The sequence below is a fragment of the Marinobacter sp. L-13 genome (assembly GCF_056857715.1).
In genome coordinates this window covers 49,774-64,868 of sequence record NZ_JBSXNQ010000065.1, presented here as the reverse complement: position 1 = coordinate 64,868, position 15,095 = coordinate 49,774, and the positions used below count along the sequence as shown (strand labels likewise).

The 15,095-nt window shown below is 59.1% G+C and carries 14 protein-coding genes and 1 riboswitch; of the genes, 8 read left to right on the top strand and 6 right to left on the bottom strand.

Annotated features, from left to right (window positions below; genetic code table 11):
* Positions 1-106 precede the first annotated feature (106 nt).
* Positions 107-1,204, bottom strand: coding sequence for a DUF3336 domain-containing protein (locus AC13DD_RS17900; RefSeq protein WP_482931546.1), 1,098 nt, complete (start codon positions 1,202-1,204; stop codon positions 107-109).
* Between the two features lie 105 nt (positions 1,205-1,309).
* A riboswitch (glycine riboswitch) is annotated at positions 1,310-1,402 on the top strand.
* A gap of 163 nt (positions 1,403-1,565) precedes the next feature.
* Here AC13DD_RS17900 and AC13DD_RS17895 point away from each other — a divergent pair.
* Positions 1,566-2,786, top strand: coding sequence for a D-amino acid dehydrogenase (locus tag AC13DD_RS17895; RefSeq protein WP_008171203.1), 1,221 nt, complete (start codon positions 1,566-1,568; stop codon positions 2,784-2,786).
* Here the strand turns inward: AC13DD_RS17895 and AC13DD_RS17890 are convergent.
* The 5 genes from AC13DD_RS17890 to AC13DD_RS17870 form a co-directional block, all read right to left on the bottom strand.
* Complete coding sequence (locus tag AC13DD_RS17890) at positions 2,767-4,326, bottom strand: FGGY-family carbohydrate kinase (protein ID WP_008171202.1); 1,560 nt, start codon at positions 4,324-4,326, stop codon at positions 2,767-2,769. The two genes, AC13DD_RS17895 and AC13DD_RS17890, sit on opposite strands and share 20 nt — an antisense overlap.
* On the bottom strand, positions 4,316-5,914 hold the full coding sequence (locus AC13DD_RS17885; RefSeq protein ID WP_008171201.1) for a glycerol-3-phosphate dehydrogenase/oxidase: 1,599 nt from the start codon (positions 5,912-5,914) through the stop codon (positions 4,316-4,318). Before AC13DD_RS17885 ends, AC13DD_RS17890 begins: the two co-directional genes overlap by 11 nt.
* Positions 5,915-5,940: 26 nt before the next feature.
* Positions 5,941-7,545, bottom strand: a complete 1,605-nt coding sequence (locus AC13DD_RS17880; RefSeq protein ID WP_092032677.1) for an FAD-binding oxidoreductase — start codon at positions 7,543-7,545, stop codon at positions 5,941-5,943.
* Positions 7,546-7,668: 123 nt separating this feature from the next.
* Entirely contained in the window at positions 7,669-8,331 is a 663-nt protein-coding gene (locus AC13DD_RS17875; RefSeq protein ID WP_008171198.1) for a transglutaminase-like cysteine peptidase, read from the bottom strand.
* Between the two features lie 8 nt (positions 8,332-8,339).
* The gene (locus tag AC13DD_RS17870; RefSeq protein WP_219119997.1) at positions 8,340-8,990 is read right to left on the bottom strand and encodes a type II secretion system protein N; all 651 of its coding nucleotides are present in this window, start codon (positions 8,988-8,990) and stop codon (positions 8,340-8,342) included.
* Between the two features lie 166 nt (positions 8,991-9,156).
* On the opposite strand from AC13DD_RS17870, the gene gspE reads away from it, so the two are divergent.
* The 7 genes from gspE to gspK all read left to right on the top strand — a co-directional run bounded on the left by gspE (position 9,157) and on the right by gspK (position 15,095).
* Complete coding sequence (gene gspE / locus AC13DD_RS17865; RefSeq protein WP_053115298.1) at positions 9,157-10,665, top strand: type II secretion system ATPase GspE; 1,509 nt, start codon at positions 9,157-9,159, stop codon at positions 10,663-10,665.
* Positions 10,666-10,668: 3 nt separating this feature from the next.
* Positions 10,669-11,880 (top strand): type II secretion system inner membrane protein GspF, encoded by a 1,212-nt coding sequence (gene gspF, locus AC13DD_RS17860; RefSeq protein WP_008171191.1) that lies wholly within the window; start codon positions 10,669-10,671, stop codon positions 11,878-11,880.
* A 67-nt stretch (positions 11,881-11,947) separates the two neighbouring features.
* Entirely contained in the window at positions 11,948-12,400 is a 453-nt protein-coding gene (gene gspG, locus AC13DD_RS17855; protein WP_008171190.1) for a type II secretion system major pseudopilin GspG, read from the top strand.
* Positions 12,401-12,406: 6 nt separating this feature from the next.
* Positions 12,407-12,937, top strand: coding sequence for a type II secretion system minor pseudopilin GspH (gene gspH / locus AC13DD_RS17850; RefSeq protein ID WP_092032688.1), 531 nt, complete (start codon positions 12,407-12,409; stop codon positions 12,935-12,937).
* A complete protein-coding gene (gene gspI / locus AC13DD_RS17845) occupies positions 12,934-13,308 on the top strand; it encodes a type II secretion system minor pseudopilin GspI (RefSeq protein ID WP_092032690.1) in 375 nt (124 codons plus the stop codon). The genes gspH and gspI overlap by 4 nt, the downstream gene beginning before the upstream one ends.
* A complete protein-coding gene (gene gspJ / locus AC13DD_RS17840; protein WP_008171186.1) occupies positions 13,305-14,084 on the top strand; it encodes a type II secretion system minor pseudopilin GspJ in 780 nt (259 codons plus the stop codon). Before gspI ends, gspJ begins: the two co-directional genes overlap by 4 nt.
* Before the next feature lie 6 nt (positions 14,085-14,090).
* Positions 14,091-15,095, top strand: a complete 1,005-nt coding sequence (gene gspK / locus AC13DD_RS17835; RefSeq protein ID WP_008171185.1) for a type II secretion system minor pseudopilin GspK — start codon at positions 14,091-14,093, stop codon at positions 15,093-15,095.

Sequence of the window (15,095 nt, the reverse complement as noted above, 5' to 3'; positions counted from 1 at the left end):
TGATTAGCGATAAACGTTTCGCGAAGCGATGATGCAATAGAATGAGAATAGTTCGGGATCCCAGGGTTATCTAGTTGGTTTACTGATTGGTAGGGCGGTGCTGTCTCTAGAGCGGCGTTGCAGTCTGCTCTGCGGTTTCCTGCTCCTGCTCCAGCTCTTGCTCCAGCCTGGCGATACAGCGATCGAATGCCCGGCTGATCCTGGTCTGGTCCTTGATCATGTCCAGCCGTGGCCATGTGGCCTGTTCACCGAGATTGATATACATCTCGAGATCTTCAGGGCTCGGGTTGGAGAGGACCTTTCGGTAAAGGGACGCCTTGGGCGGGAAATGGATGTTGATGTCCCCGAGGTATTGCTGACTGGTCATGGCGTAGGCCTGCTCGATGAGTGGCCGTGGTTTCTGCTGGGTGCGGGTGGGGGAGACGGAGATATTCAGTGTTCGGCCACTGTGCTCATAGGCTTCCTTGAAACTGACGCTGCCCAGATTGTGCTGGAGATGCTCCTGAAGTTGGCGTGGATCCATGGCATGGCCGGCCCTCAAGCCTTCCGTGACGCCGAGCCAGCGGAAGGCATTCAGGTGAATCCGTTCCGGATGGTTAAAGAACTCTGCCAGTTCCTTGTCGTTCCGTGTGCAGATGGCACCCGCCACGATGGCACCCATGCTGGAACCGGCCATGACATCCGGCAGCAGATCCTGTCGCCAGAGCGCCCGGGTGACACCGATGTGGTAAATACCAAAGGCCGCACCCCCGCTGAGCATCAGGGCTGGCCGGCCATAGACCCGCTCGGCGTCCTGAAACATTTTCAGTTTTCGGGCGGTTGTCACTTCCGGAATAGGGTGGTCGCAAATGAATTCCATGGACGTCTCGACGGCATCCAGGAATTCACCCACCAACCGATTGGTGCCGCTGCGCGCCACGGTGTAAAGATCGGGATAGGATAATTCGCCCAGGTGACGGTAGAGGCTCTCCTGAAGGATCCGGATCAGTCGCCGCGTGTCGCCATTCTGCCGGCAATGGTCCATGAGGCCCATGTGCTTGCGCATCAGGCTTTCATTCAGCATCCCGGTCTCTTCCTGCTCGCGCCAGTCCAGCAGCCCGTCCATGTCATCGAGCGCGGTAGCGGCCTCGCACCAGTGCTCGTAGTCGTGGGCCTGTTCCAGTTGCTGCTGGAGCTGTTTTCGGGTCTTCAAGGCGTGTTTCATGCTTTTTACCTTAACCCATACGGCCCAAGCTGTGCAGAGGCTGGTTTCCTGGCTCCGGGTTATTTGCTATGTTTAGGCCCGTGGGTTGGGTTTTATTACCAATCAGACATGTCTGCGGGAGAGACTGAATCCCTTGCGATCAGCGCCGAAGGAGCAACTGCCCCGGAAACTCTCAGGCAAAAGGACCGCTGGCATGAATACTTTCCGAAGAGCTGTCGACAATCGCGTCAGTCGGCACACCGAAGGAGCAAACGACCGTTTTCGTTAAAACGGCTCGTGAATCTCTCAGGTCCCGTGACGGAAGGGGTGCTTTCTGCCATTTCGAGCAGGGAGGAAACCCTTGGCGCTCACGGAGATTGGAATGAAGCGAATCGCAGTAATTGGCGGTGGTATCACTGGTATTACCACGGCCTACACCCTTGCCAAGCGCGGGCTTGACGTTACGGTTTACGAGAAGCATCGCTATGCGGCGATGGAAACCTCCTTCGCCAACGGTGGACAGCTCTCTGCTTCCAACGCAGAGGTCTGGAACAACTGGCAGACCGTGATGAAGGGCATAAAGTGGATGTCCCGCCGGGATGCGCCACTGCTGGTCAATCCCAAGCCGTCCTGGCACAAGCTGAGCTGGTTCGCCGAGTTCATTGCCGCTATTCCCCAGTACGAGAAAAACACCACGGAAACCGCTCGCCTGGCTATTGCCGCCCGCGATCACCTGTTTGCCTGGGCGCAGGAAGAAGGCATCGATTTCGATCTGAAGAAGCAGGGTATCCTGCACATCTACCGGGACAAGGCCGGGTTTGACCACGCTGAAAAGGTATCGCGCCTGCTGGCGGCTGGTGGCCTTGAGCGCCGTTCGGTGACCCCGGAGGAAATGAAATCCATCGAGCCGACCCTGGCCGGCAACTATTACGGCGGGTTTTTCACAGAGAGTGACTCCACCGGTGATATTCACAAGTTCACCAATGGACTGGCGGATGCCATCAAGCGGCTGGGCGTTAAAACCTGTTATGGCCACACGGTGACCGAGCTGAGCGCCGATGAGCGTAATGCCTGGGTGACCGCCCACGATGGCACCGAACAGTCCCGGGACACATTTGACGGCGTGGTGATCTGTGCCGGCGTCGGCAGCCGCGGGCTCGCGAAAAAGCTGGGTGACCGGGTGAATATCTATCCGGTTAAGGGGTACTCAATTACCGTGGAGCTGGACGACGAAGCCTCGCAAAAGGCGGCACCAACCGTCAGCTTGCTGGACGATGCTACCAAGATCGTCACCAGTCGCCTGGGCGATGGTCGTTTCCGGGTTGCCGGTACCGCCGAGTTCAGCGGTTACAACCGCGATATCAAGGACGACCGCATCCGCCCGCTCACCCGTTGGGTTGAGCAGTGCTTCCCAGGTGTCTGTACTCGCAAGGTAGTGCCCTGGGCAGGCTTGCGGCCAATGCTGCCGAACATGATGCCAAGGGTTGGGCCAGGTCGCCTGCCGACCGTGTTCTACAACACCGGTCACGGTCACCTGGGCTGGACGCTCTCTGCGATTACCGCTGAGTTGGTCGCTGAGAGCGTTACCGGGGATAGCCGGTAATCTCGCGGATTTTCCGGTACAGGGGTTGAAGCTGAGGGTACATCTTCAGATAAACCTCGGAATACAGCCGCTGGTAAAGAGCCCGGGTTTCTTCGTTGGGATGAAAAACGTCGCCAACCCGGGTCATCTTCGCCACGGCGGTGTCGAAATCCGGATGCAGCCCTAGCCCGACAGCGGCATCAATGGCGGCGCCGAGCCCGGAGGTCTCATAGGTGTGAGGCCTCTCGGCCGGCAGCCCGAGCACATCGGCGGTGAGTTGCATCGCCGCATCGCTCTGTGAGCCACCGCCGGCCACTCGCAATTTCCTGATCTTCACGCCGCTTCGCTTCTCGATTTTTTCCTTTCCTTCCCTGAGCGCGTAGGCCAGACCTTCGAGGATGGCGCGATAAATGTGGGAACGGGTGTGAACGTCCCCGAACCCGATGATCGAGCCTTTCGCTTCCGGCCCCGGCTGGCGCACGCCGGGTGACCAGTAGGGCTGAAGCATCAGGCCCATGGATCCTGGTGGCACTGCCTTGACCAGTTCATCGAACAGCGCTTCCGGCTCGATACCTCGTTCCTCGGCCAGTTTCTGTTCTCTCAGCCCGAACTCCCGCTTGAACCAGCTCACCATCCAGAAACCCCGGTAGATCATGACCTCCGTCGAGTAATGGCCGGGCAACGCAGACGGATAGGGCGGCATCAGCCGGATCGGTTCGACGTAACGCTGGCTGGTGGTGTTGATGGTGGCAGTGGTGCCATAGCTCATACAGCCGATATCGGGTGTCAGCCCGCCGGAGCCGAGAATTTCGCAGGCCTTGTCGGAAGCTGCGGCGATTACTGGGAGGCTTTTTGCCAGGCCCAGGTGCTTGCAGGCTTCGTCGGTCAAATGGCCCAGTGTTTCGCCGGGTGCAACCAGCTCAGGCAGCATGGAAGGCTCGACTGGCATCGTCTGCCATTTGAAATCCCGCCGGCCGGCCCAGCGATGCTTTTTATAGTCGAATGGCAGGTATCCCACCTGGCTGCCGGTCGAGTCCCGGAATTCTCCAGTGAGTCGGTAGTTGAGATAGCCGGACAGCAACAGGAAATGCCGGGTTTTGGCCCAGATCTCGGGTTCATTCTGAGCGATCCAGTTGGCCTGGGTTTTTTCCCGGAACCGGTTGATAGTGTCTGCCAGACGTGCAACTTTGAACAGCCATCCCCAGGGCCCTTTGACGGGGCCTTCTACCCTTGCATGGCGCTGGTCGAGCCAGATGATTGCCGGACGTAGAGGCTGTCCATTTTCATCCAGATTTATGACGGTGCCGCGCTGGGTGGTCACGGTAACGCCGGCAACCTGATCCGGTGTCGCGTCTGTGGAGCTCCAGAGCAATTGGCAGGCTTCCGCGAGCTGCTCCCAGAAGTAGTCCGGGTGCTGCTCGGCCCAGCCGGGCTCTCTCGAAAAATAGGGCTCTATTTCCTGCTTGCCTTTGCCCACCAGATTGCCACTGGTATCGAAGAGCAGCGCCCGAACGCTCTGGGTGCCATTGTCGATGGCCAGGATGAGCGGCTCAGCTGGCATCGGAGGCCTCCTGCGGTGGCAGCGAATAGGCGTTGTGATAGATCGACAGATAGCGGGCCTGTTCCTCCTCCCAACGCTGGTCAGCCCAACCAAGCAGCGGCTGGCAGTGGTTACGAATCTGCGGGAGAAGGGCTTCGCCGGCATTCGGTAGTACCATGCCTAACCGCGTTCGTCGCAGAAGCAGGTCATCCAGATGCTGCACATCTTCTCTCCGGCACGCCCAGCAAAGCTCCGCCCAGAGCAGGTTGGAAGCCCGATTTGGAGTGACAGGCTCCAGTGGGCCCGAAGCAAGCAGTTGATCAAGCTCGGGGCCATAGAACCCCTGCAGTCGCTGCCAGCACTGGTGGCTAATGGTGGCTGGCCTTGAGGGGTGATCTGTGCCCTGAAACACCGGTTTGGATGCGGGCCGCAGAACCTTGCTGGCGTCTTCTCCAAGCCCCTGGACGAGTGCCTCGCGGGCGATGACCCGGAAGGTGGTGAGCTTGCCGCCGGCAATGCTGACCAGCCCCCGATTCACCCGAAGTGCGTGTTCCCGGTTTTCCTTGGACGGCGCCTTACCCGTACCATCGGTTACCACCGGCCTTACACCGGCCCAGGTTGAAAGGATGTCGCTTCGGGTAATGGGGCTGCCCGGAAACAATCGTGAGGCGATTTCAAGCAGGTAGGCGGTCTCGGATTCAGAAATCACCGGCTCCTGATCCAGGTTTCCCTCATGGTCGATATCGGTGGTGCCGAGAACGGTGGTGCCCAGCCATGGGAAGGCAAACACCGGGCGGCCATCTTCCGGATGAAACAGGGAAACCGAACAGGACACCGGCAGACTGGACCAGGGCAGCACCAGGTGGCTGCCACGCAGGGGCCGGATGTGCATGGTGTCTTCAGAGGTCTCGCTGGACTGCAGCCGATCTGCCCAGGCACCGGTGGCGTTGATGACCAGGGGCGCGAAGACCTCAATGGGCGTATCGTTTTCCTCTGCTTGAATCAGCAAGCCGGATACATCGCCGTTGCTGCGCTTTATTTCACCGGCTCTTGTGTAATTCAGGCACATGGCTCCGTCCCGCCGGGCTTCGGCAATCAGGCGCAGGACCAGGCGCGAGTCGTCGGTGACTGCATCGGTAAAACCGCTGGCGCCGGCGAGTTTTTCGCCCGTCAGGCCCGGCACCCAGAGCATGGATTCGGCCGGGGTCAGAAAGTGGCGGCTTCGGTTGCGGGCAATAAAGTCGTAAACCCGAAGCAGTGTCTGGAACAGGCGCGGTCCGGGGAACTGGCCTTTAAAGTGCGGCATGATGAAGCGCAGGGGCTCAATTAACCCCGGTGCTTCCGCCATTAACCGTTCCCGCTCGCGCACGGCGTCCCGGGTAAGACCGTAATGCCCGCTGCCCAGGTACCGAAGGCCACCATGCACCATCTTTGAGGACCGGCTGGAGGTACCCCAGGAAAAGTCCTTCTGTTCCACCAGAAGCGTGCGCAGCCCGCTGCCTGCTGCTTCCCGGGCCACGCCGGCGCCGGTAATTCCGCCGCCGACCACCACCACATCAAATTTGTTGGTCCCTGAGCGCAGCGCATTGAGAATGTCAGTCCGGTTCATATTGGGGCTCCCTTTGGGCGTTGCGCTCATTTGACCAGTGTTTCCGGGTTCAGGATCGCGTCCGGGTCAAAGGTGCTGCACAGGGAGCGTATCGCCAACATGCCCAGTTCGCCTTTTTCCACCGGCAGGTAAGGGGCGTGATCCTTACCGACACCGTGTTGATGGCTGATGGTGCCGCGGTTGTTCACGATCAGTTCGGAGGTGCTGGTTTTGAGCGTTTGCCAGCGCGCGAGTGTTTCCTCGTAGCTGTCGCCCACCCGGAACACATAGGTGGTGTAAATGCTGCAGCCCTGGCTATAGAAATGGGAGAGGTGGGTGAACACATGGGTGTTCTCGTTCTGGTCTTTCAGCCCGTCACGCAGGCTGGTCTCGATCAGACCCAGCAGATTGTGGACGTTGTCCCAGTCAGTGGCCGTTTCCAGAGTGTCGACCGCATAGCCCATCTGCCAGAGGGCCTCTCTCAGATAGGGCATGGTAAAACGCTTGGCCGCCCATTTGTCGCCGAGCCGCGTGCCGGTATAGACGCCATTTTGGGCCTTGCAGATGCTTCGGGCCTCTTTCAGGGCGTTTCGGGTCTGCAGTCGGGAGCCGGTGATCCCGAAGGTCATCATGCATTTGCCCTCACCAGCGCCCCTCAGCGAAAGGAAACGCTCGAGCATGCCGATAAGCCGGGGGTGGCCGGCCAGCGCGAGCTGGGTCTCGGTCTCTACGGCATTGCTGAGCCTGAGCATGGATAACTGGGTTCGGTTCTGCACCAGCAGGCGGCTGGCCGTGCGGGCGCTCTCCCAATCCGGAAAAAAGACCACATGAAAGCTCTCGTGTTCGGGCAGCGGAGTAACCCGCACCTTCACCTCGGTAATCAGCCCGATATGGCCTTCCGAACCCAGAATCATTTCCCGGATATCCGGACCGGCGCTGGAGGCCGGTATGGTGGGCAGGTTAAGGGTGCCTTTCAGGGTTTCGACCCGGCCCCCGGCAAAGAGTTGTTCAATGCGGCCATAGCGCAGGGATTGCTGGCCACTGGATCGGGAGGCCACCCAGCCGCCGACGGTGGAAAGCTCGAAAGACTGAGGGAAATGCCCCAGTGTGTAGCCATGGGCCCGGAGTTGGGACTCAACGAGTGGCCCGGGTGTTCCCGCACCAAACGTCGCGATCTGGCTGTCCGTGTCCAGGTCGATCAGGCGATTCATCCGGCTCATGTCCACAGTCAGTACTGGCTGGCCTTTATCCACCGGATTTATGTGCCCGGCCACACTGGTGCCGCCACCGTAGGGAATCAGGTGAATGTGTTGTTCCGCGGCCCAGGAGAGCAGGGTTTGAACCTCTTCGCTGGTGGTAGGGTAGGCCACGCCATCGGGGAACACACCAAACTCGCCGCTGCGCATGGCCAGCCAGTCCGCAAGACTCTGGCCGCGGGCATGGCGCACTCGCGCTTCCGGGCCTGTATCGATCAGTGATTCCAGATCTGCCGGCCGGGTAAGGCGGGTTTCCGGTACTTTGGCGCAAACGGAATCCAGGGTCGCGTCCGCCAGAGGCCGGCCACTACCGATGCGTGATGCCAGAAAGTCCTGGCCCTGTTCCGGCATTGCCAGATTGAATCCCTCGTCGCCCCAGCCGTTCCAGCGTCGCATGTGCTTTATTCTCCAGATTAAAAACGAATGTGGCGCATTCTATAGGCTCTGCTTCGTTCGCCGCTGTCGCTTGGCGCCATGGTTCCTGTCATTTGCCGCCAGTGGCTGACTTTGGCAACCCTCTCAGGGTCGGAGCGATTCCGTCAGCCGGCTGTTGAGGTCCTGCCACCGTGAGAGTTTGCCCGCTTCGCCGATCCGGGTGCGCGCTCCGCCGGACTGGTTCAGCCAGAGGCCTTCACCATTGAAGCTATAAACAGGTTCAAGATCAGTGCGTTGAGAGGCGGGTTTAATGTCATTTATCAGGTTGTCCAGAATCAACGGATCGGCGTCTGGCTCCGGGTACCACGCCAGCACCATGTGGGCCTGGTTCAGTTCCAGCGCTTTGACATACACGATCCGGAGCTGATCATCGGGCACGCCCATGGACTTGAGGGTCAGGTATTTGGCAATTGAGAAATCCTCACAGTCACCACCGTTGGTGGTCAGCAGTTCTACCGGGGTTGCCCAGTAGTCTTCCTCGCCCCAGTGGCGGATATCGCTGACAAAGGTGACTCGATTGAAGAAGGAGTTCACCAGCCGGAGCTGTCGGTCGATGGGGGCATTTGCGGCAAGAGCATGCAGGCGCTGCCAGTTTTCCAGACGCTGGTGGGCTTCGGTTCCGAATTCTTCCTGAACATAGTTCATCAGACGGGAGCCCAGCTCGAAGGCACTCACAAGAGACACCACGAGCAATAACGCAGGCAGAAGCGTGGAACGGCGGCGTATCTGAAGGGCGGCCGTTTCCATAGCGCGCCTCAGTTATTGTTCCGTAGGCGTTCCCTGAGCTGCTCAAGGCGCCGGCGGATTTCCTCCCGGCGCTGCTCATCGCTGGTGGCGGAAGCGGGCGCTCTCGAGGGTGAGGGGGATGCAGCCTGCTGGACGGCGGGCGAAGGCTCTGCCTGCTGGTCGGCCGTAAAGGATATGCCGCTGCGGTCTTCGGATTCCGGGAAGTAGAGGTTTTCGAGTTTGCCGGAACGTTCAATGATCACCCGGTTCGGATGTACCGAGCGCAGTGTGGCATTACCGGGCAGTTCGTCACCCACCAGGTAGGCTTCGGTTTTACTTTTGTCATCTTCGATCAGCGCGCTGCCCGGGAAATCACCATCCGCGGCCAGTACGCCCCGAAGGAACAGTCGGAGGTTGGTTTCAGGGAGATTCTCGGTATCCATTTCTACCGGCTCGCTTTCGCCGGATGCAGTTCCGAACAGATTCAGGGAGGAAAGGTCCACGCTGGGTGGCTCACGACCGGCGGCCGGGTCGGAGACCAGTGGCTGCACGTTATCGTACTGTCCCTGCTGGCCTTCCATTTGCCAGAAACGGTAACCCTGCCAGGCTGTCAGGGCGACCATGGCGGCCCCTGCCACGAGCGCGAGAATCAGGGGAAACCGTTCATTGTTTAGGAGCATTGATCATCCTGAATGCAAGTTTGTGGGCCGGGAAAAAGCTCACAGGTTATCAGACTGCAACGTTTTATTGGGAGTATAGTGTATAGAGTTATTCAGCGGGTCCATATCCTGTGGTAGCCTTTCTGAATTAGTTGAATCGAAAAGGGTTTCACGAACGAGGACGACCTTGACCACAGACACTGAACTTCAGCCGCAGGATGCTCCGCTGGGCCGTCTTCCGTTTACTTTTGCCAAGCGCAACGGAGTAATCCTGACCCGTTCGGACGCCGGCGAGCCGGTTATTCTGGTGCGGCCCGGTGCGTCCCATTCTGCGCTGGCGGAAGCGAACCGTATCAGTGGCGGTCGTGCCCGTTTTGCCACCATCGACCCGGACCGTTTCGACCAGGCCCTGAATTCCGCCTATCAGAACGATTCTGCGGAAGCGATGCAAATGGTGGAAGGCATCGGCGATGACATGGACCTGGCCTCCCTCGCTGACTCCGTGCCGGAAACCGAGGATCTGCTGGAGCAGGAAGACGATGCTCCAATCATCCGTCTGATCAATGCCATTCTCACTGAAGCAGTGAAAACCAGCGCCTCGGACGTTCACATTGAAACCTATGAAAAGCGCCTTGTGGTTCGCTTCCGGGTGGATGGTGTGTTGCGTGAAGTGGTAGAGCCCAAGCGCGCACTGGCCCCGCTGCTGGTGTCCCGGATCAAGGTTATGGCGAAGCTGGATATCGCTGAGAAACGGGTGCCCCAGGATGGCCGTATTGCGCTGAGGGTCGCTGGTAGGGAAGTGGATATTCGTGTGTCGACCATGCCGTCTTCTAGCGGTGAACGCGTGGTTCTGCGTTTGCTCGACAAACAGGCAGGTGCCATACGGCTGGAATCCCTTGGCATGGCGGGGCAGGACCTGAAGGTTCTGCGCAAGCTGATTTACCGGCCTTATGGCATTTTGCTGGTCACTGGCCCGACGGGTTCCGGTAAGTCCACCACGCTCTATGCCTCGCTCCAGGAAATCAACGATCGTAGCCGCAACATCCTGACTGTTGAGGACCCCATCGAGTATAACCTGCCCGGCATCGGCCAGACCCAGGTGAATACCAAGGTGGACATGACCTTTGCCCGGGGTCTTCGTGCCATCCTGCGTCAGGATCCCGATGTGGTCATGATCGGTGAGATCCGGGATCTGGAAACGGCAGAAATTGCCGTACAGGCGAGTCTGACGGGCCACCTGGTCCTCTCCACGTTGCACACCAATACCGCCGTTGGCGCGATTACCCGGCTTATGGATATGGGTATCGAGCCCTTCCTGATTTCATCAAGCCTGGTGGGCATTGTTGCCCAACGGCTGGTGCGCGTTCTGTGCAAGGAATGCCGGGAGCCGTATACACCTACAGAAGAGCACTGCGAGTTTCTGCAGCAGGATCCCGCCAACCCGCCCACCATTTACCGGGCAACCGGCTGTAGCCATTGCAACCAGCTCGGTTACCGTGGGCGTATTGGTATCTATGAGGTGGTGGAGATCTCCGAGGAAATCAGTTCTCTGATCCACAAACGTGCCGGGGAGCTGGACCTGGAAAAGGTGGCTCGCCAGCATGGCCCGAGTATTCACGCAGACGGCGTGCAGAAAATCCTGGATGGTGTGACCACGGTGGAAGAAGTACTCCGCGTTACGCACCGGGGTCAGTAAACCATGCCAGCATACGAATACAAGGCGCTCGATTCCCGAGGCAAGCAGAAACAAGGTGTCGTGGAAGCCGATGCGCCGAGAGCCGTTCGCCAGCAACTTCGGGAGCGAGGCCTCACGCCGCTGGCCGTCGAACCGGCCGCCGAGAAACAGGCCAGGAGCAATCCCCTGGGCAGCCGGGGTTCGCTGGCCGCGGCCGATCTTGCACTGGTTACACGCCAACTGGCAACCCTGATCCAGTCCGGCATTCCCATCGAGCAGGCGCTCTCGGCGGCCGCTCAGCAGTCACCGAAACCCAGAATACGCAGCATGCTGATCGCCATTCGCGCGAAAGTCATGGAAGGCTACACCCTGGCGGACAGCCTGGGTGAGTTCCCCCGGGCGTTCCCGAGGCTGTACCGGTCTACCGTTGCTGCCGGTGAGCACGCCGGCCATCTCGATCTGGTTCTGAACCGGCTGGCGGATTACACGGAAAATCGTCAGGAGGCTCGCCAGAAAATTCAGCTGGCGGCCATCTACCCCATCATTCTCAGTATCGTCGCCATCGCCATCGTCGTGTTCCTGCTGACCTACGTGGTGCCGGATATCATTGATGTGTTTCTGAAGCAGGGGCAGGAGCTGCCAACGCTGACCATGGCCATGCTTGCGGTGTCGGAATTTCTGGCGGATTACGGTGTCTATCTATTTATACTGCTGGTCGCCGCATTGATGGTGTTCCGCTTTTTCCTGACCAAGCCCGGGTTTAGACTGCGGTTTCACAAACGTCTGTTACATCTCCCCTTGTTTTCAGGGATGGTTCGTGGCGTTAACACTGCCCGCTATGCCAGCACCCTCAGCATACTGACGACCAGTGGCGTGCCGCTGGTAGAGGCAATGCGCATTGCCGGTGAGGTGTTATCCAACGATTTTCTGCGGCAGGAACTGCGGGACGCAGCCAGAAAGGTCAGCGAAGGCGGCTCATTGCACCGTTCCCTCGATCAGACCGGGTATTTTCCGCCGATGATGCTGCACATGATCGCCAGCGGGGAGGCCAGTGGTGAGCTGGACAGCATGCTGGAACGAACCGCGCGCATGCAGGAAAACACCCTCCAATCAAAGATAGCTGCGATTGTGGGGCTGTTCGAGCCGATGATGCTGTTGGTGATGGGCGTGGTGGTGCTGATCATCGTGCTGGCCATCATGCTGCCGATTCTGAATATGAGTAATCTCGTGGGATGAAACCCGCGCCGGAGCGTCAGTTGACGAGCCCGGACCAAAGCAATCCATGCCAATAACGAGTGAGACAATGACGACCAAGAACCTCAATTCACGCAACCGTAACCGCGGCTTTACCCTGATTGAAATCATGGTGGTGATGGTGATCCTGGGCCTGCTGGTGGCCATCGTGGCTCCAAACATCATGGGTCGGAGTGACCAGGCCAAGGTCACCGTGGCGGAAACCCAGTTGAGCAACATTGCCAATGCGCTGGACCTTTATCGCCTGGACAACAGCCATTATCCCTCCACCCAGCAGGGTCTTGAGGCGCTGGTTTCCAAGCCAAGTGGCAGCCCGGAGCCCAAGAACTGGAATTCCGACGGTTACCTGAAGAGCGTGCCGGAGGATCCCTGGGGTTCTGAATACCAGTACGTAAGCCCGGGTACCGAAGGTCCCTACGATCTGTATTCCTATGGCTCTGACGGCCAGGAAGGTGGCGACGGCGACGCTGCGGATATCAGCGTCTGGGACACCGAGGGCTAAATCACTGTGCAGGTCAGATCCCGACAGACCGGTTTCACCCTGATTGAAATACTGGTGGTCCTGGTGGTTGTGGGTCTGCTGGCTTCGCTTGCCGTGTTTACCATGGGGGGAAGCTCCCAGCAGCGCGAACTGGAAAATGAGGTCCGGGAGCTGTACCTGCTTATGCAGACAGCCTCGGAGCAGGCGGTTCTGAATAACCTGGAGCTGGGCCTGAAGCTGGAGGAAGACGGCTACCAGTTCGTGGCTTACCAGGATCAGACTGGCGACTGGAAGGCCTCCGGTGAGCGTATGTTCCGGGCCCGGAGCCTGCCGGAGTGGCTCACTGTCACCGAGTTCATCGAAAGCGACGCGCCCAGGCTGGCATCATCCGAAGATACCCTGTTGCCGGACGTCGTTTTTTTCTCCAGTGGCGAGACAACGCCGTTCGAGCTTGAGTTCACTATCGGAAACGGGTCAGACACGATGCACGTTCTGGCCTCGGATGGGGTGTCGCCCATGGACTGGCGCAAACCGGGCGATGAGGGGAGCAGCGGGTGAGGACGCAGAAAGGGTTTACCCTGATCGAAGTACTCATTGCCCTGCTTGTGTTCGGCCTGATTGCAACGGCTGCGGCCGAAGTTGGAAGCCAGTACATTTCCAGTTACGAACGGGTTCGGGACAAAACCCTGGCGAGCTGGTTGGCAGATAACCGAATAAACGAAATTCGACTGCAGGAAAACATTCCGGGCATCTCCGAGAACTCCAAGGATACCGACTTCGGGCCGTATCGTTGGCGGGTGACCACCGCGATTCTTGCAACCGCCGAGGCGAAGATGCGTCGTGTGGAGGTTGCGGTTGCCCGTTATCGCGAGGAAGGCGCGACGCCGGAGCCGATCCATACCCTGTCGGCTTTCGTGGGGGCACAATGAGGTTCCCGTCCGCACACAGCTGCCATCCGCAACAACGTGGTTTTACCCTGCTGGAGGTTTTGATCGCGGTTACCATCACCGCCGTTATCGGGCTTGGCGTTTGGCAGGTTATCAACGGAGTGGTCAATTCCCGCGATCGGGTGAACGAACTGGCGGAACAGTTCGACGGTTTGCAGCGGTCCATGCTCCTGCTTGAGCGGGATATCATGCAGGTGGTCAACCGGCCGGCCAGGGACATTTACGGGGATTTCCAGCCAGCGCTCTCCAGCCGTGCGGACGACTTTTCCCTGTTGCTGACCCGGCAGGGCTGGCGTAACCCCCTGGGCATTCGCCGCAGTGGCCTGCAGCGTGTCGGTTGGGAATATACTGGCAGCGAACTGCGGCGCCGGTACTGGCCCATGGTGGATCAGGGCCAGGAAGATGACAGCCGCGACGTGCTGCTGCTGGAAGGCGTAAAGCGCCTGGAAATAAGGTTTCTGGATGCCAACCGGAGCTGGCAACCGCAATGGCCAACCGATGAGGTGATGGCCGGACTGACCCCGGGTAGCCGCCCTGATATTCCACTGCCGCTGGGCATGGAAGTGACTCTGGAACATGAGCGTTTTGGAACGCTGGTGCGGACCTTTGCATTACCGGATTTTGATCCGGCCGTTGCCCAGGGTGCAGTAAACCAGGCCAACCAGGCTGCCAGCGAAGCGGAAGAAGAAAGCACAGAAGAAGAGGCTACCGGAGAACAAACCGGAGAGAATACCGGTGCAACGGGGCAGGGAGGCTAGGTAGCGATGGGCCAGACCCCGAGGTTATCGAATCGTCAGCGCGGCGTTGCTCTGATCATGGTGCTGCTGGCCATGGCTCTGGTGGTCATGCTTGCTTCGGGGATGACCCAGCAGCAGAGCTTGCGAGTGTTCAAGGCGGGACATTATCTGGCTCAACAGCAGGGCCAGAGTATCGCACTTGGCGCCGAGGCGTTCGCCCGCCAGATCCTGCGCAGGGATTATGACGAGGACAAGGAAGAAAACCTGATGGTCGATAGCCTTGACGAGTTCTGGGCCGCCAATGCAGCCGTTCTGCCGCTGGATGACAATGGTGTGGCTGAGGTCCAGATTGACGACCTTGGAGGCCGGCTTAATCTGAACGACCTGGTCGGCGCCAATGGCCAGGTGGATCCCATCGTCAGAGATCGTTTCGTTCAGCTGTTTGCCGCACTGGGGATTACTGCAGTTTCCGTGGATTCGCTGGTGGACTGGATCGACCCCAACGACCAGACCGTCACGGCGTACGGCGCAGAGGATGGCCAGTATCTGATGGCTGAGCAGGGTTACCGGGCTGCCAACCAGCCGTTTACCACGGTGACCGAATTGCGCCTGATCGAAGGCATGACCGAAGAGATTTATCGGGCCCTGCGGCCCCACGTGGCGGCACTTCCTGTAAATGGTGCGGGGATCAACGTGAACACCGCGACGGCCATGGTGATCCGCTCTCTCCATGAAGAGCTGACGGACGCCCAGGCTGCGTCTATTCTTGAGAAGCGGGAAGAGGAACGGTTCGAGAACCTCCAGGACTTTCTGGCGTTACCAGAGTTCGCCGGGCTCGGGCTCAAGTCGGTTGGACTGGGGTTGCAGACCCGGTTTTTTGAAGTTGCCTCGCGGATTACCTACGATAACCGTGTCGTGAATATGGTCAGTACCGTGTTCCGGACTCCGGAAGGCGAAGTCCAGACGGTTAACAGGGATATCGGGCAGAAAAACCGAATCACCAAAGAGCCTTTCACAATTTCAGAAGGATAA